General features: G+C 61.0%; 14 protein-coding genes and 1 pseudogene. 13 read left to right on the top strand and 2 right to left on the bottom strand.

Translation table 11 applies throughout. The annotated features are described in order from the left end of the window. Positions 1–22: 22 nt before the first annotated feature. Complete coding sequence (locus tag GR328_RS11975; protein ID WP_246215828.1) at positions 23–706, bottom strand: GntR family transcriptional regulator; 684 nt, start codon at positions 704–706, stop codon at positions 23–25. A 384-nt stretch (positions 707–1,090) separates the two neighbouring features. On the opposite strand from GR328_RS11975, the gene GR328_RS11970 reads away from it, so the two are divergent. From GR328_RS11970 to GR328_RS27300, 12 genes and pseudogenes are all read left to right on the top strand, one after another. Then, complete coding sequence (locus tag GR328_RS11970; protein ID WP_343039366.1) at positions 1,091–2,014, top strand: succinylglutamate desuccinylase/aspartoacylase family protein; 924 nt, start codon at positions 1,091–1,093, stop codon at positions 2,012–2,014. 151 nt (positions 2,015–2,165) lie between these two features. After that, positions 2,166–3,710 carry an ABC transporter substrate-binding protein gene (locus GR328_RS11965; RefSeq protein ID WP_160884761.1) on the top strand — a complete coding sequence of 515 codons (1,545 nt, stop codon included), beginning with the start codon at positions 2,166–2,168 and terminating at the stop codon, positions 3,708–3,710. Positions 3,711–3,763: 53 nt separating this feature from the next. Continuing rightward, entirely contained in the window at positions 3,764–4,708 is a 945-nt protein-coding gene (locus GR328_RS11960; RefSeq protein ID WP_160884760.1) for an ABC transporter permease, read from the top strand. Further along, positions 4,705–5,577: an ABC transporter permease gene (locus GR328_RS11955; protein ID WP_160884759.1), complete on the top strand. Its 873-nt coding sequence runs from the start codon at positions 4,705–4,707 to the stop codon at positions 5,575–5,577. Before GR328_RS11960 ends, GR328_RS11955 begins: the two co-directional genes overlap by 4 nt. A gap of 10 nt (positions 5,578–5,587) precedes the next feature. Then, entirely contained in the window at positions 5,588–6,577 is a 990-nt protein-coding gene (locus GR328_RS11950) for an ABC transporter ATP-binding protein (RefSeq protein ID WP_160884758.1), read from the top strand. Then, on the top strand, positions 6,574–7,578 hold the full coding sequence (locus GR328_RS11945) for an ABC transporter ATP-binding protein (protein WP_160884757.1): 1,005 nt from the start codon (positions 6,574–6,576) through the stop codon (positions 7,576–7,578). The genes GR328_RS11950 and GR328_RS11945 overlap by 4 nt, the downstream gene beginning before the upstream one ends. 8 nt (positions 7,579–7,586) lie before the next feature. Next, positions 7,587–9,074 carry a M81 family metallopeptidase gene (locus GR328_RS11940; protein ID WP_160884756.1) on the top strand — a complete coding sequence of 496 codons (1,488 nt, stop codon included), beginning with the start codon at positions 7,587–7,589 and terminating at the stop codon, positions 9,072–9,074. A 160-nt stretch (positions 9,075–9,234) separates the two neighbouring features. Continuing rightward, complete coding sequence (locus GR328_RS11935; RefSeq protein ID WP_160884755.1) at positions 9,235–10,413, top strand: mandelate racemase/muconate lactonizing enzyme family protein; 1,179 nt, start codon at positions 9,235–9,237, stop codon at positions 10,411–10,413. A 194-nt stretch (positions 10,414–10,607) separates the two neighbouring features. Further along, entirely contained in the window at positions 10,608–11,399 is a 792-nt protein-coding gene (locus GR328_RS11930; RefSeq protein WP_160884754.1) for a DMT family transporter, read from the top strand. Beyond that, a complete protein-coding gene (locus GR328_RS11925; protein ID WP_160884753.1) occupies positions 11,386–12,135 on the top strand; it encodes a 3-oxoacyl-ACP reductase FabG in 750 nt (249 codons plus the stop codon). Before GR328_RS11930 ends, GR328_RS11925 begins: the two co-directional genes overlap by 14 nt. A gap of 647 nt (positions 12,136–12,782) precedes the next feature. After that, a complete protein-coding gene (locus tag GR328_RS11920) occupies positions 12,783–13,034 on the top strand; it encodes a hypothetical protein (protein WP_160884752.1) in 252 nt (83 codons plus the stop codon). 1,333 nt (positions 13,035–14,367) lie between these two features. After that, a pseudogene (locus GR328_RS27300) lies at positions 14,368–14,555 on the top strand (hypothetical protein); the annotation flags it as partial. A gap of 361 nt (positions 14,556–14,916) precedes the next feature. Here GR328_RS27300 and GR328_RS11915 read toward each other — a convergent pair. Beyond that, entirely contained in the window at positions 14,917–16,308 is a 1,392-nt protein-coding gene (locus GR328_RS11915) for an amidase (protein WP_160884751.1), read from the bottom strand. A gap of 221 nt (positions 16,309–16,529) precedes the next feature. Here GR328_RS11915 and GR328_RS11910 point away from each other — a divergent pair, with 221 nt between their 5' ends. Beyond that, positions 16,530–17,720 (top strand): ABC transporter substrate-binding protein, encoded by a 1,191-nt coding sequence (locus tag GR328_RS11910; protein ID WP_160884750.1) that lies wholly within the window; start codon positions 16,530–16,532, stop codon positions 17,718–17,720. Positions 17,721–17,814 lie beyond the last annotated feature (94 nt).

The raw sequence follows: 17,814 nt of genomic DNA, 5'->3' as shown, positions 1-17,814 counted from the left end.
AGAGGGGAAACCAGAAGAGGGGTCAACTCTTGTGGGCCGATGCCCGCTCCGCTCGCCGTCGGGCAATGAGGCCGATGAAATCGACAGCGTGGGTCTGGATGTTAATGTGATCGTCGAGAGCCTTGGTCATCGCCTTCAGGTCACCGGCCTCGAAAACGCGCACAAGGGTCCGGTGCTCTTGGACGATATCGGCCATGTTCTTCCCGAGGGTCGACAGGCCAACAATGATGGTGAGCTGCCGGGACAGCATCTCCCAGAGATCGCAGATCACTTCGTTCCCGCTGAACTGGCACAAGGCTCGATGGAAGGCGGTGTCGGCGTTTGCAAGCCCATATGCATCTCCACGCGCTCCCATCAGCTCGAGCTCGCTGATATGGTGATGCAGGAGTCGCACTTCCTGCTTGCCGTTGCGCCCCGCCATGATGGCCCGCGTCGCTGCAGCCGTTTCCAAGGCGACCCGCGCTTCGATCAGATGGTCGATCCGCTCCTGCGTAACTGTGCGCAGGCGGATCCCCTTATAGGGCTCGTTGACGACGAGACCCTGGCTTTCGAGGATCCGCAGCGCCTCCCGCACGGGGACTCGGCTGATGCCGAGACCCTGCGCGAGCTCGGCTTCGACGATCCTGTCCCCGGGAAGAATGCGGCTCGATGCAGCGGCGGCAACGATCTCATCAATAACCATGTCGACGAGCGTTCGGGGCTTCAATGGTTGCCATCCGATTTGCGGAGCGGCTTCGGCGCCCTTCTGACTTGGCGCTTCTCTTAATTTGGGCTTCGTCCTGCTCATGAATCAGTCGCTCAAGATTTCTGGTTGATCCGGGATTCCCTACCGAACGCACCGGACCATCGGGCCGCCAGCCCCGTGTGCTTCTGCTTCGAAGAGTCATGCTCGGATCAGGATGACCATTGACACGTCGTAAGATCGTATACCAACATACGATCTGCAAAACAAGATCGCTTGCGGGATGAGGCAATGGCCACGGACGAGTCCAAAAGCCGAATTCAATGTGGAATAGATTTCGACAGAGACGGACGTCAGGCCCGCTATCTGCGGGCGCCTCTATCTCGCAACACGTCGGGGTGGGGCACGGTGGATATCCCCATTGTTTGCGTGAAAAACGGCTCCGGGCCGACAGTATTGTTCACCGGTGGCGTTCATGGGGATGAATACGAAGGGCAGATCGCGGTCTCCGACCTCGCCCGTACGCTGGACCCTGTGGCCATTCAAGGACGTGTCATCATGCTTCCCGCGGTCAACGTGCCGGCAGTCCTGAACGATACGCGCCTTTCGCCTGTCGATCACCGCGACCTGAACCGCTGCTTCCCAGGAAATCCCTTCGGCACATTCTCGGAGATGCTGGCGCACTTCATCGACACAGTCGTGCTGCCGCTGGTGGACATCTCGGTAGACGTTCACACCGCCGGGCATTCCATGGAGTCGGCTCTTTCGACCAACATGCATTATCTGCCTGATGCACAGATGCGCAAACGCACGATGGATGCGGCCGCGGCCTTCGGAGCACCGTTCAATGTGGTATTCTGGGGAGTTGACGAAGGAGCGACCTTGACCTCCTCAGTCGAGCGCCGCGGCATCCTGTCTCTCGGAACGGAGCTCGGCGGATGGGGCCGCGTCAATGTCGAAGGCGTCAGCATCGGCAAGCGGGGATTGGCCAACATCCTCAGGCACTTCGGTGTCATGGAAGGTAGGCCGGACACATCTCAACGCGACGGGGCGCCCGGAACGCGCCACATGATGGTGCGGGATCAGGATTGCTATCTTTTCGCTCCAACCGGCGGCGTCTTCGAACCGCGGCATCTCGCGGGAGCGACCGTCGAAGGGGAGGATATCGCGGGCTACCTCCATTTCGTCGAGGACATCGACCGCGCACCGATCGAGATTCGCTACCGCCGGTCAGGCGTGCTCTGGATGGCATCGGGACCAGGTCGCGTGCAACGAGGCGATGTCGTCGCCGTAGTGATGAATGACTACGACGATGCGGTCGCAGCCGTATGAACGACAGCCGCGCGGCGGCAAGACATGAACTGCATCAGATCCGAAGAGCGCACCGCCGGCGGCGAATCATAGAACAGAACAAGGCGAGGGATCGATGCCCGGAGTCTTGCAGGAGGGTGTACGGCCTCAGGCCAGGACAATGGAGGATGAGATGAAACACTGGAAAGGCTCTGGCGTGGCTGCACTGGGTGCGGCCCTGCTGTTGACGGTCCCCGGGGCGGCCTACGCTCAGAGCAAGGGGGGGGATGTCGTTATCGGCATCGTCCAGGCTCCCCCGTCACTCGACGCCCATGTGACTACGGCGCAGGCGGCGCGCAACATCACGCTTCACATCTACGAAACATTGTTCGCGCGTGACAATAATGCAAAACCTGTTCCGGAACTCGCGGAAGGTGTGAAGATCTCTGAGGACGGGAAGACCTACGTTTTCCCGATTCGCTCGGGGGTCAAGTTCCACAACGGCAAGGAGCTCGATGCGAACGATGTCGTCGCCTCTCTCGAGCGGTATCGGAAGACCGGTGCCTCCGCAGCTTTGCTGAACGGCATTGATACCGTCCGGGCGACAGGCCCACGGGAGGTGACGATCACCCTGAAGGAAGTGCAGTCCACCTTTCTTGACAATATTTCCTCGCCGCGCGCACCGATTGCGATCTATCCTGCCGAGGAGGCTGCCAAGCCGGCGAACCAGATCAACTACATCGGCACTGGGCCGTTCCGCTTCGTCGAGTACAAGCCCGACAGCCACGTGAAAATTGAGCGTTTCGACGGGTATGTACTCAATCCCAACGCCAAAGGCCGCGATGGCCTCGCTGGCCGGAAGGAGGTCTACCTCGACTCTGTGACTTTCCGGTTCATGCCGGAAGCAGGCGCCCGCAACGCCGCGCTGGAGGCAGGCGAAGTGCAGCTTCTTGAAACCGTCGACGGGCCGACGGCAAAGCGTCTCCAGAGCGACAAGAAATATGTCGTTTACAAGGTCCTGCCTTTCGCTTTCCAGGTGATCAAGTTCAACCACGCCCAGCCACCCACAAGCGACGTGAACTTCCGTCTGGCCGTTCAGGCTGCCCTCGACATGGAAGAGGTGATGGCGATCTCGTATCCCGATATCTACCAGATGGACGGGGCCTGGCTCTACCCAGGAGCTTCGTTCTACACGACCGCCAACACGGAAAGGTACAACCAGGCTGATCTTGAGGCCGCAAAGGCCCTGCTCGCGAAGTCCGGCTACAAGGGCGAGAAGCTCACCTTTATCGTCGATAATCTGCGTGCCAACACTGATACGGCAACCGTGGTGCAGCAGCGGCTGAAGGATATCGGTATCGACGTGGAGCTTTCGGTTGCTGATTGGCCGACTGTTTCAAAGATTGGTTTCACGCCAACGGGCTGGAGCTTCTGGGCTCACGGCTATGGAATCGAGCCGTACGAGGGGCCGGCCTCGGTCATGGCGCCCTGGGTTGGTGGCACCTCGCAGCAGAAGAAGGACGAGACGATCGACCAGCTCTACGCCGCCCTGACCACGACCATGGACGAAGGCAAGCGCAGGCAGATCTTTTCCGACTTCCAGAAGCACATGTACGACAATGCGGTCGCCATGAAGGCCGGCAACTACGGTCTGTTTCAGGTCTCGAACGCGAAGCTGAAGAACTTCGAACCATCCCGCATCCCGAGGATGTGGGGCGTGTGGCTGGAGCAGAACTGAGGATGCTGGGTGGGTAGGGGCACTGCCCCTACCCACCTCCGAAAGGAGGGGTCATGGCGAGGTTTCTGGCCAAACGGATTGCTGGCGCATTCGTCGTCCTTGCGCTCGTGTCCCTGATGTCGTTCGCGATCATCTGGCTCGTGCCGGGTGATCCGACCGCAGCCTTCCTCGACACCAGCGCGACCCCGGAGCAGGTGGCGCGGCTGCGCCATGAACTCGGCCTCGACCAGCCCATGATCATCCAGATGCTTGACTGGTATGGGCGCATTCTGCATGGCGATCTCGGTCATTCAATTCTTCTGAACCGGAGCGTGACCGCCGCCATTCTCGAGCGCCTGCCTGTGACGCTCTCGCTTGCCGGCGTAGCCCTCACGCTAGCTCTCATAGCGGGGGTCTCAGCCGGCATTGTGGCAGCAGTCAATCACAACCGCTGGCCCGATCAGGTGGTCATGACGGCGGCTCTGTTCGGATTGTCGGTTCCGGATTTCTGGCTCGGGATCATGCTGATCCTGCTGCTGGCCGTAAAGTTCGACTTCTTCCCGACTGGCGGCTACGTCCCCATCAGCGAAGATCCTCTCGGCTGGCTGGACAGCATCGTCATGCCTGCCATGACGCTCGCCGTCATCCAGGTCGGCTTCATTGCGCGCATGACCAGAGCCTCGATGCTGGAAGTCCTGAATCAGGATTTCATCCGCACGGCTGACGCCAAGGGGCTGACGCGGACCGAGATCATGCTCCATCACGGCCTTCCGAATGCGCTCGTTCCTGTTCTGACGGTCGCGGGGATCGTCGCGGGAGCCCTTCTCGGCGGCGCTGTGATCATTGAGCAGGTCTTCTCCATTCCCGGGGTCGGGCGCCTCATCATCGGCGGGATTCTGTCGCGCGACTATCCAGTTATTCAGGGCGGCCTGCTGTTCCTGGCCGTGATCTATCTCGGTGTGAATCTTGCCGTCGACATCCTCTATGCCGCTGTTGATCCGAGAGTGCGTCTCGAATGAGTGCCGTCATATCAGACCCGGCAACCGCCAGCCAAAGTCCAACCTGGCACGTGGCATCGCGGCTCGTGCACAACCGCTCTTTCATGATTGGGGCCGGGCTGGTGCTGGCAATCGCTCTTCTAACCCTCTTCGCCGGTTGGCTGGCTCCCTTCGATCCGCTGCGCAGCAGTTTCCGGACGCGGCTTCGCCCTCCGGATGCAACCTATTGGCTCGGCACGGATCATTTCGGCCGGGACATCCTGTCGCGGTTGCTCTTCGGCGCACGGATCTCCCTCACAATCGGCCTTTTGACGGCACTCGCGACCGGTGTTGCCGGAACGCTCATCGGGGCGACAGCCGGGTTCTTCCGGCCGCTGGACAATCCCGTGATGCGTCTCATGGATGCCCTGATGGCGTTCCCGGCCATCCTTCTCGCCATCGCGGTTGCGGCCGTCCTCGGCGCGTCGGTTCCGAACGTCATCATCGCCCTGGCGGTTGCCACTACGCCGCACACGGCCCGTATCGTGCGGGCCTCCGTTCTCATTGTGCGCGAGCAGGAATTCGTCGAGGCGGCGCGGGCTCTCGGTGCCACGGAGCTGCGGGTCCTTTTCCGACATGTGCTCCCCAATGCTCTCGGTCCGCTGATCGTGCGTCTCACCTATGTGTTCGCCACGGCTATCCTGGCGGAGGCTGCCCTGTCGTTCATCGGGGTCGGACCGCCGCCGCCTGCGCCATCCTTCGGCAGCATCATCGCGCAGGGGCGGGACTTCATTGCGGAGGCGCCCTGGATCACGATCTTTCCCGGCTTCGCCATCATGGTGTCGGTTCTGGGACTGAACCTCTTGGGCGACGGCCTACGCGATGTCCTCGACCCACGGATGAGGACCTGAGGTGACGAAGATGGCGCGCCCCATTCTCGAGGTCAAAGGTCTGACGACGACACTTGCCGGCGGCACGATCACGATCCTCGAAGACGTATCCTTCGGCCTCCAGCCAGGCGAGGTTCTCGGGGTGGTCGGCGAATCCGGTAGCGGAAAGAGCATGCTCGCCTTGTCCGTGATGGGTCTCCTCCCGAAAGCGGTTCGCCGCACCGCAGGGCGTATCGTTCTCGACGGCGAGGATCTGGCGGCGCTATCGCCCGACCGCTGGCGGGAAAGGCGTGGGAGCGATCTCGCCATGATCTTTCAGGAGCCCATGACGGCGCTCAATCCCGTCATGCGTGTCGGAGATCAGGTGGCCGAGGTCCTGCGGCGCCAGGGAATACCCGCCAAGAAGGCCCGGCAAGAGACGATCAATCTCTTCAGGAAGGTCGAGATTCCCTCGCCCGAGCAGCGCGTCAGGGGCTATCCGCACGAGCTGTCGGGCGGCATGCGGCAGAGGGTCATGATTGCGATTGCGCTGGCGGCGAACCCAAAGGTTCTCATTGCCGACGAACCAACGACCGCGCTCGACGTGACCGTCCAGGCGCAGATCCTCGACCTGCTGAGAAAGTTGCAGAAGGAGAGGGGATTGTCCCTGGTCTTCATCACGCACGACCTCGGGGTGATCGCGGAAATCGCCGACCGGGTCTTGGTCCTGTATGCTGGGCGCGTGGCCGAGATCGCGCCAGTCCGGAAGATTTTCGACAATCCGCAACATCCCTATACGCGCGCCCTCCTGGCCTCAATCCCAGAGATCGACAGGCCGCGCGGACGGCTCGTGACCATCGAAGGTGCGGTGCCTTCCATCGGCGCCATGCCGAAGGGGTGCCGCTATGCGTCGCGCTGCCCTTTCCGGCGCGATATCTGCGAACAGGAGTCGCCACGGCTCGGCCTCGTATCGTCCGATCAGGCTGCCGCTTGCGTGCAACCGTTCGGCTTCGAGAAGCCGCAGGAGGAGGCTCTGGCATGACGTTCGAAACAGTGATCGAAGCGCGGGGCGTGACGAAGGTCTTCAGCACCCAGAGGGGGCTTTTCCGACGACGATCCGTAGGCGCACGCGCCGTCGACGGCCTTAACCTCACGGTCCGCTCGGGCGAAACCCTCGGCCTCGTCGGCGAATCCGGCTGCGGCAAATCGACCACCGGCCGCCTTCTGCTGCGCCTGATCGAGCCGACCGCCGGATCCGTGCTCTTCAATGGGCGCGATCTGACGGAGCTGTCGACGGGAGAACTTCGCAGCAGCCGGAGGCAGATGCAGATCATCTTCCAGGATCCCTACGGATCGCTCAATCCACGTATGACGATTGGCGACGCAATTGCCGAGGCTTACATCATTCATGGCATTGGCGACCGCGCCTCTCGGCAGCGCTGGGTCCTCGAGATGCTGGATCTCGTACGCCTTCCGCGCTCGGCGGTAACCCGTTATCCGCATGAGTTCTCCGGTGGGCAGCGCCAGCGCGTTGGCATCGCCCGCGCCCTCGCGCTGAAGCCGAACTTCGTCGTTTGCGACGAGGCGGTATCGGCCCTTGATGTTTCAGTCCAGGCGCAGATCATCAACCTCCTGCAGGATCTGCAGAATGAGCTGAAGCTGACTTACCTGTTCATCTCGCACAATCTGTCAGTCGTGCGCCACATCTCGGACCGCGTGGCGGTGATGTATCTCGGGCGGATCGTCGAGATCGCCGATGTCGATGCGCTGTTCACACGCCCGGCGCATCCCTATACGCAGGCGCTTCTCTCGGCCATCCCACGCTCCCATCCGGATGAGCCGCGGCACCGGCACCCTCTGACCGGAGATCTGCCAAGTGCGCTCGCGATCCCGAAGGGCTGCCGTTTTGCGTCCCGCTGTCCCTTCGTGCAGAACCGCTGCCGGACCTTCGATCCCCCGCTCGATCCCACGCCCGACCATAGTCTTGTCGCGTGCCATCGCGCCGCCGACGGCACACTTCCGGCTTACTCGCTGAATTCATGAGGAACATGATGCCAAGGCTTCTGATCGTCGAGTGCATGCAGGAGATCTCCTCCTTCAACCCGCTGCCGTCTCAATACGATAACTTCCATATCGAACGTGGTGACGAGCTTTATGCACAACGCGGACTCAATACGGCGATCGGCGGAGCCTTGTCGGTGTTTGAGGCCGCGCCCGACGTGACGCTCGTTCCGGCCATTGGAGCGCGGGCAGGCAGTGCCGGGTTGCTGTCGACCGACGGCTGGCAACGGCTATCATCGGAGATCCTTGACGCCGTCGAGACACGGATCGCAGGCGTGGACGGCATCTACGTATCGCTGCACGGAGCTATGGGCGCAGACGGCGAGCTCGATCCGGAAGGATATCTTCTGACCGCGATCCGCCGCATGGCGGGACCTGACATACCAATTGTGATATCCCTGGACCTGCATGGAATCTTGACCGATAGAATGCTGCGCCAGATCGATGGGCTAGCGATCTATCACACCTATCCACATGTCGATTTCGCCGACACGGGGCGGCGTGCCGGCAAACTTCTGCTAGAAATGCTCCGCGGCGGCATAAAGCCCGTGATCGCGCGAGCAATCATTCCAGCGCTGGTGCGTGGGGACGAGCTCATCACGCGAACCGGATGCTATGGTGACCTAATCCGGGAGTGCCAACGCATAGAACGGGACGGAACCGTGATTGCGGCAGGGATCATGATCGGCAATCCTTTTACCGACGTACCGGAGCTCTGCTCTCAGGTTCTGGTGATGACGGACGGCGATGAATCCGTTGCCCGGAACGAGGCCGAGCGGCTGGCCGGGGAGTTCTGGCCGCAGCGGTTCCGGATGCAGGGCAAACTGATTCCGCTCGACCGCGCCATCGCCCAGGCGAGCACCATCGATGGACCTGTAGTCTTCACGGATGCAGCGGACGCCACATCGTCGGGTGCCTCGGGCGACTCCAACGCCATTCTCAAGGCGCTGCGCCATGCGCGATACGGAAATCGCGTTCTCGCGCAGATTGTCGATCCCCGGGCAGCGGCTGCGGCCCACAAGGCAGGCGTCGGCGCCAGGATCGAGACCACGCTCGGCGGTTTCTACGACGCGGAGCGTTTCGAGCCGATGCCGGTACAAGCCGAGGTTCAGCTCCTTTCGAATGGTCGCTCCCGGCTTGAGACCATGAAGATCGACCTCGACGCGGGCCCGACCGCGGTCCTGACCTTCGACAACTTCACGGTGGTGGTCCTCAGCCGCGCAGTCAGCCTGTTCGATCGCGCCATGTACTATTCCAACGGGCTCGACCCGCAGGATTTCGACCTGATCGTCGTCAAATCACCCCACACGGAGCACCACATGTATGATGGCTGGGTGGAGAAGAACTTCAATATCGATGCGCCGGGCGCAACGTCGGCCAACCTGAAGAGCCTCGGACACACGATCTGCGCCCGGCCTATGTATCCACTGGACGAGAGCATCGAGTTCACTCCGAGCTCTACCGTTTATTGCCGCTAGTGCATCGCGCTTAGAAGAATGGTTCCGGCTTTCCGCACCTTGTGATGCGCTGAGGTTCAAGAGGGAGGGTTCGGATCATGACAAAAGTGGCGTTCATCGTTGGGCTGAACCCCTCACGCATTGAGTGGCAGAAGAACAACATTTCCATCAGGTAGTACCTATGAAGATCGAATCAGTTGATTTCTTTTACTTGGCGATGCCTGAGATCACGACAGAAGCGGATGGCAGCCAGGACGCACTCCTGGTGCGCGTCACTGCAGGCGGACATAGCGGTTGGGGCGAGTGCGAAGCCTCGCCCCTCGTGTCAATCGCGGGTTTCGTCTGCCCCATGTCTCACGGAGTATGCCGTCCCGTCGGCGCCTCGGTCCTGGGGCGGACCATCGAGTCTCCGGCGGATATCGCGCGCATCGCTGCGGAGGTCGAATACAACAGCATGGATCTGCTGCAGGCTGCGCACACCTTCTCCGGTGTCGAGATGGCGCTCTGGGATCTCCTCGGAAAGGTGAGAGGCGAACCTGTGTGGAAGCTTCTTGGGTATAGTGCCTCACACAAGAAGACACCCTATGCGTCCCAGCTTTTCGGCGATGAGCCGCACGAGACGTACCAGGGTGCCGTGAAAGCTCGTAAGGATGGCTTCAGGGCCGTCAAGTTCGGCTGGGGGCCGATCGGGCGAGGGCGTGTCGAGAGTGATGAAGAGCACTTTCGTGCAGCGCGCGAAGGGCTCGGACCGGATGGCATTCTCCTTGTCGATGTGGGACAGGTCTGGGGCGAGGACGTGGGGGCGGCGGCTGCAAGACTAGCGGCACTGGAGGCAACGGGTGCCGTCTGGCTGGAGGAGCCTTTCCATGCCAGTGCGCTCGAGGCCTATGGTGCGCTCGCCCGGCGCAGCGGTAAGGTGAAGATCGCTGGCGGGGAGGGGGCACACAACGTCTCCATGGCGCGGCATCTGATCGAATATGGCGGTGTCGGGTTCATTCAGATCGATTGCGGCCGCATCGGCGGCATCGGGCCGGCTAAGAAGGTTGCGGACTATGCGGCTGCCCGCAATGTGACATTCGTGAACCATACTTTCACATCGCACCTCGCCCTGAGTGCGTCACTGCAGCCTTATGCCGGTCTCGCGGACCACACGATCTGCGAATTTCCGTTCGCGCCCAAGCCCGTCGCCCAGGAGTTCACGGCAAAGGCTCTGCAGAGAGACGGGAACGGGGAAATCGCGGCTCCCGATGCACCAGGACTGGGGGTTGAGATCGATCCGGAGGGCGTCCGCAAATATCTTCTCGACGTCGAGATCAAGGTATCGGGCCGGACGCTCTATGTGACGCCTGAGCTGATTTAGACCAAACCCTCGGCACCGATCTTCGTGGTATCGAGAGTTCCTCCGGACCGGGAAGTGGCTATGTCAGGTCTCGCCGTCGGCGCGGCATTGCTCACAGGATCAAGCCTGCTCTCGAATCTAGAGGTGATCTGCGCTCGCCTTTTCGAGGCCATGCCGGCAACGGCCGGATCCCTCCATTCCGCGCCGGCGACCGAATGGCCCTTGCGAGTGCGGCCGTCGCGATCGCCGACGGCCCACCCATCCTCCGCACGAAGCGGCTTCGCGTCCGCCTGCTCCGTGCGGGCCTCTCGGCCGGCTCGTGGTGGATGTATTCCGCGAGCTTCCAGGCTCTTGATCTCGCACACGCGACGACGCTCAGCTTCTCCAGCCAGGTATTCCTCGTCATCCTGGCGCCGCTTTGCCTGAGCGTGCGGCTGACTGCCCGCAGGCTCGGCGTAACGATTCTCGGACTTGGCGGGATCGCCACTGCCGTGCGTCTCTGGGGCGTTCAGTCGATCGACCGCCTGGCCCTGTATGGTCTCATCAGCGCCTTGCTCGGTGCGGTGGTGCTCGTCATCATGCGCTCGCTGTCACGGATCAAGCGGACGCAGACGATCCTGTTCGGTATCGGGGTAACCGTGTTTCTGACAGCATTACCCCCTCGGAGCATCGGGTTGGACGCCCTTGCGGGGCGCGGTGTGGTGACAATCGCGGCTATGAGGCTTCCCGGGACTGGCGCGGTGTGGCTCGTGGGCGAGGCGTATCGGTACGCGGGAGCCTCTGCCCTGGCTTCTTCCCCTTTCTGCGCCTCGACTTTTCTCGCGTGGGCAGAGATCATATTCTTCGTCGAGACGATGTTGCCGGAAAGCTTTGCTGGCGCCGACTTGATCGCGGCAAGCGCGATCGTCATCATCTCCGAATCCAAGAAGAAGGCCCATGATCCCGGAAGGGATCGGGCGCGACTGGCATCGCAATGGCAGAGAGGGACAAGCAGTGAGCAGCGATAGGCGATTTCAAGGACGCAAAGCCATCGTAACTGGAGGAGCATCGGGCATTGGCCTTGGCGTAGCCACGAGGCTCGTATCCGAGGGAGCGCAGGTGGCGATCTGGGACATGAGCCCGGGTGCGCTTGCGAAAGCCCGCGACATGATCGGCGGTGGAGTGACAGGCGTCCGGGTCGACATCACGGATCCTGATGCTGTGCAGGCGGCACAGGAGGAGACTCTCTCCGCCTTGGGCGGCATTGATATTCTCGTTGCAAGCGCCGGCATCACGGGGCCTAATACGACAACCTGGGAATACCCCATCGATGCTTGGCGGAAGGTCGTCGACGTCAATCTGAACGGACTGTTCTATTGTAATCGCGCCGTCGTCCCCTCGATGTTGTCGGGCGCCTACGGGCGCATCGTCAATGTGGCCTCCATCGCCGGCAAGGAGGGCAATCCGAATGCCTCCGCCTACAGCGCCTCGAAGGCTGCCGTGATCGGCCTCACGAAGTCGCTCGGCAAGGAACTCGCCAAGAACAACATTACGGTGAACTGCGTCACCCCGGCGGCTGTGCGCACGCCGATCTTCGACCAGATGAGCCAGCCTCATATCGACTACATGCTTTCGAAGATCCCCATGGGACGCTTCGGGACCATCGAGGAGGTGGCAGCCTTGATCTGCTGGCTCGCCAGCGAAGAATGCTCGTTCACGACCGGAGGTGTCTTCGATGTCTCAGGCGGGCGAGCAACGTATTGAGGTGACTGAATTGTGTTGCGTTTGCGGGGCTTGCCGCGACTGCGATATCGGCGTCCTTCTCAGAAAGGAATAGGAGGTGGCTTACAAAACCTAAGAGCGCACAGGGGATCATCTTCGCTCAGGAATCTGCTTCGACAGTGCCGACATCGAGGTATGACGGCGCTCTACCTGAAGCGCTATCTGAATAACGGCCTGACCAGAGAACAGCGGCAGGGCAGGAAGCCGATCACCGGCGTCGCGCCGACTGGTCGCCCTCTCTTCCCGGAACCGGCACCACCTAGAAGGGTTCTGTCGCGAATGTCGATCAAGACAGGGTGAGAGCTGTTCCACTCGCAGGGCCTGCGGATCTGTTGTAGCTCTGAAGGTCGCTCGGCCTGAGCTACGACACGAGGTTGATGAGAGGGGCTGGCGGTGAAGAAGAAAAATAAGAACCCGCTCAAGGGTCGGCATTCACGGCGGAGATCATCCTGGGACTGTGCGCTGATACCTGCAGTTCCCAATCAGCTATCGTGATCTCGAAGGCATGCTCCCCTTCCTGACGACAATGGGACTTCACACAGACATTCGTTAACCATCCCGGGTTGATCATCACCTTGGTGAATCAACGCTGGATACGCCGCTGATGCGTGCGAATGTGTGAGGATGAAATGAAATACGTTGCAGCAGGACTAACCGCCGTGGTCGCGTTCCTCATAGCGTATCTCCTCCTGGTTTCCATCGAGGAGCCGGTTCTCAGGCTTGCGGGCTGGAGTGATCTCAGTCGGTCTGTGGACATGACTTGGTGGCGAGCAGGGGTGGGATTGGCGATGGCGGCCTGTGTCTTCCGCCTTGTGGTCGAACGGCGTAACAATGCAGCGTTGAAGTGGCGTAAGGCACTGGCTGCGCGAGCCAGGGCATAGGCGCGCTGAGAGTTCAGTTGAGCCATAACGGACAACGTTTAGCCAGGCAGACCGTTGATGCCCCGGTTGACCGTTAAGGCGTCCATTTGCATCGGGAGATCCTGGTTCCACACGGGCTTCCCGTCAGCCTTGAGGCGCCCTTCGGCCTTCCATCCACCAAGCCTTTGTGTGGTCCCTTTGATCCGGTGTTAGCTGTCGCTGCGAAGGACGATGGATGACCGGGAGGCACAGCCTCAAGCACCTTGATGGCTGCTGTCACTGCCGTCTTGTTGCTGTCTGTTGTGGAGCGGGTCATCCGGTGATGACCTGGTCTTTCCCGCAATGGTGACCACGGCGCCATGGCCTCCCGGTCAAGCGTTCCCGAGACAAGCGCCGTGCGTGAAGACGACGGCATGTTCCGACATAGAGTTCCCAACCGACTGATAGGATAAACAGGTTGCACCAGGGAGCGAAACGAAGGCGGGGGCTTAGAGCAGGGAGAGGCTCGACATCCTCTGACTGCTGAAACGGCGTCCATGCGTAAGCTCACCCGATCGGTCAATTGCCCTTACAGCCAAGGTTAACCGCAAGTTAACACTCTGGGACCACTCTTGAGGCTCAACAGAGGAACCTTGTCATGCGTACCTTCAAGACCGCCCTTAGCCTTGTTGTCGCGGCCACAGTGCTCGGCCCGTTCGTGGCCCTGTCGGCTTATGCAGCCTCTATATTGGCAGCGGCGATGGTTGCTCCGTAGAAGCCGCTCACGATTCGTAATGATATGTGAATTGACCATTTTGTTCAGGAGAACGACACTTAATTTGTGCTGACAGCATTGTCCTCCCTCTGAGAAACTGAGGTCCCAAATGGGGCCTCTTTTGTTGGTGTCGTTTCTCAGTGACGTTGCCGCTTCCTAACGAAACCCCGCTGCTCTATCTGACACTTTCCGTAGCACTTGACCTGCGAACGGGGAGCATCGATCATCGCCGATGACGCCCTCGACGCTATGAATGGGCCTGCGAAAACATCCCTAGCTGCCTGTTACCTGAGTTTTCCGTCACCTCAAGGGTCAGCTTTCAATGCTGATTCACATGGTGAATAGAACCTTTGCCGTTAGGGAGTGTCCCCATATGACAGTGCCTTGCAGAGGACCCACTGGAAGAGCGGCAACGTGATTGGCGCTCAGCCGCGGAGCGGCGGCGATCCGATGCTAGGCGCGTTCCCGTTCGGGTCCGAGAGACCCGTTGACGACCTGACCAGGAATTCCAGGTAGCTTTTTTGCCAACCTCCCTGTGCCAAGCCGATGCGCAAAGGGCCGGGAAACCTCGGTCGTTGAGGGACGGTGCCTCGGCTTTAGCCGCTCTCGCTTACGGATCAGCCCTCGGCCTGCGGCACGGCCCGTAGGTCGGCACCTGCGCCCACGCCCTTCTAGCTGACATGCAGGTCAACAACCCAGAGCACCGCAAACACCCCGAGGAGATCTGGAAACGTCCCCAAGGGCTGCTGCCGGTGAAGGTCGGTTATCGCGCCGTGCGGCAGAACCGTCCGGCAAGCTCAACACCTATCTTCGATGCCAGCCGCTCATCAACAAGGTCACCCTCGACGCGACCGACCCGATCTCAAAACGCCGATTCAAGAATTGCGCAGTTAGGGTGGTCCTGGCCGCTGCCGCCGATGCGGGAGGACAATGACGAGGCGCAGCGTTATCTTCACCCTCCTCAGCATCCGCCGAGAGGGTTGAGCGGGGACGGGACTTTGCCGCCTGAGTGGGGCTCATGCCCCACCAGCATGTGATGGGGCAGTGCAAGTATTCATTACTGGAAGAGAAACCGGCCTGGATACCATTTCCCCTAAAGGAGAGGTTGCCCAGCCAAGGAACGGAGCCCTTCAGCAGTTCTGCGTTCCGTTAACCCACGAATTCCGCCAGGTCTGGAGCCCGAGACGTGCCGAGCACCTCCTCAATCGCAAGTGCGACCGAGAGTGCATGCATGTCAGCCCCCTCAGGACAAATGATCTGCAGCCCTACCGGAAGTCTTCCGGGCTTCTGCGGCAGGGGAATGCTCACGGCGGGACATGCGAAGTAATTTGCAGGCTGCGTGTTGCGGGTCATGCCCAAGGCAAGGTCGAGAGCCTTCCGTTCGTCATCCAAGTCGGCGACGGGAGGCGGAGGAGTTGCGGTCGTCGGAGTGGCCCAGCCGTCGAATCCGGAGAACTTCTCGGACACGCGCTGACGGGTTCGGTTTCGTTGTGCCTCAAGCGCCAGATAATCGGCTGCCGTCACATCAAGTCCGGACGTCGCGCGTTTGGCGACAATCGGATCCATCTGGTCGCGACCGGCAAGGAAGCGTTCGCGGCCGAGAGTTGCGATAAGGCAGGCCGGAAGAACCGCGGGGAAATAGCGCTCGCGTTCGTTCGCCTCCGGTACGGAAACAGGGCTTAACCGGGCCCCTGCGTCCGACAGAACCTCCAGCGCGTCCTTGATCTGCGCTTCCACAGCCGGATCGAGATTGTCGAAGAAGTACTCCTGAGGAATGCCGAGCCGCAGCCGCTCGACAGGAACGGGGCGGGCTTCACGCATGCCGGCGAGCGCGGCCACAGCAATAGCCGCGTCCCGTACACTGCGCGTCAGCAGGCCTGGCGTATCCAGATGAGGCGCCAGGGGGAACGCTCCTTCGGTCGAGAAGAAACCCGGTGTCGTCTTAAGCCCGAAAATTCCGTTGAATGCGGCGGGAACGCGGACCGAACCGCCCGTATCCGAACCGATTGCGAAAGCACATAAGCCGGCGGCGACGGCGACACCCGAACCGGAACTCGAGCCTCCGGGCAGGCGCGGCGTTCGTGCGTCCCATGGGTTGACAGGCGTACCCTGCGCGCTCGAGAGGCCGGTGATGCCGAGGGCAAACTCAACGGTCTTTGTCTTGCCGAGAATAACGCAACCTGCCTGACGCAAGCTCTTGACCAGGGGGCCTTCTGCGCCAGCGATATCGTCGATGTTCATCTTGGAGCCTGCTGTCGTCGGCATGCCGTCGACGACGAACAGGTCCTTGACAGCGACCGGCACACCCATCAACGGGCCCAGATCCGTACCGGCCCCGTAGAGCGCATCGATTGCGCGGGCGGTCTCGAGCGCCTGCTCGGCGGCAACATGCTGGAACGCGCCGAGCAGCGGGTCGAGCACTTCGATGCGGGAGAGGTAGGCCCGCGTCGCATGCTCGGACGAAATCTCGCCATTCCGAAACCTTCGGGCGAATTCCAATAGCCCTCCCTGACTGAAGGGATCACTTTCCAGCACAACCATGCAGCGTTCCTCGTTACAATAAAACAGCGCCGCGTCTCGCAGCTCAGGCATGCGAACATTGGGAAGGTCAATTTGCAATGGAAGATAAAGTCCGGCTAGGCTCTTTCGACAAAAAACGTTTGGCAAGGCTCTTACCCGCACACTAGGCTGCACGCGCTGCATAATGGGCTCACCCGCAGCTAACGGCTTCCCCGTGAAGCAGGCACACGATGAGGGAACAAATGAGAATTGCTATTGCCGCTGCATTGGCAGCCACTCTGTCCGTGGTCGGCGCTCCTGCTCAGGCGCAGGTTGAGATCGGCGTCATCAACAGCCTTTCAGGAAATTTCGCTGCGTTCGGCGAACGTTACCGCACCGGCCTTCAGGTTGCGCTCGACGAGATCAATGCGAACGGAGGTATCAAGGGTCAACAGCTTACCCTGTCCATCCAGGACGACCGGTCTGAAGCGAAGAGCGCGCTCGCCGCGGCTGAGAGCTTCGCCAGCAAAGGCGTTCCGCTTGTCATCGGCTCCTATGCCTCCTCGATCACAGGGCCACTTGCCCAGTTCCTGACCCGCCAGAAGGTCCCACTGATCGTTCTGGGCAGCGCGGATGACAGCATCACGAAACCGGGTTCGCCCTGGGTGTTCCGCGCCAAGCACAATTCGACGATCGTCGCGAAAGCATATTTCGATTATTTCGATCATCTCAAGAACACGAAGAAGGATGTGCCTCTCGAGACGGTCGCCATGCTTTACGGGAACGGCGCGTGGCCAACCTCGCTTGCGAAGGAGGGCAAGCGTCTCGCTTCGGAGCGGGGATACAAGGTCGTCGGGGATCAGGCCTATGATCAAGGCGTCACCGATTTTCGTCCGATTCTCAACCGCTTCCGCGGCGCCAACGCTGATGTCCTCTATATCGTGTCCTATGCGGAGGATGGCGTCGCAATCACCCGTCAGATGCGTGAGGTCGGCCTTAACGCCAAGGTCATCGCGATCGATACGTCCGCGGCTCTTCCGAGCTTCGTCCAGCAAGTCGGAGAATCGGCAGACTACGTTGCAACGGCCGTAAGCTGGAGCCAGGACGTGAAGTATCCCGGCGCTCAGGAACTCTATGAACGCCTGAAGGCCAAGGCCGGCGGTGAACCCTCGTTCTATGAGGCGGAGGGTTATCTCGCGCTGATGGTCGCTGCCGATGCGCTGCGTCGAGCCGATCCGAAGTCGCGTGAATCCGTACGCGAGGCATTGGCTGCGACCAACATCACGACTCCCGTGACAACCGTAAGCTTCAAGAGCGCCGACGGCTTCCAGGGCCAGAACCCGATCCGGAGCCTCATCCTGCAGATCCAGGACGGCAAACACGTCACGGTGTTCCCAGAGGATCTTGCCGCGAAGCCGCCGCAGCACCCCACACCGGAGTGGTCGAGCCGCTGACGCAAACGGACCGGCGGCACAGCCGTCGGCCCAGCCACAGAGGGCTCACATAAGAGACTGGCTCGCAGCCGTGCATCTGGTGCAACGGACGAAT

It is taken from the genome of Microvirga makkahensis (assembly GCF_009830105.1).
GTDB classification, from domain to species: Bacteria; Pseudomonadota; Alphaproteobacteria; order Rhizobiales; family Beijerinckiaceae; genus Microvirga; species Microvirga makkahensis.
This window is presented reverse-complemented; position numbering and strand designations above follow the sequence as displayed.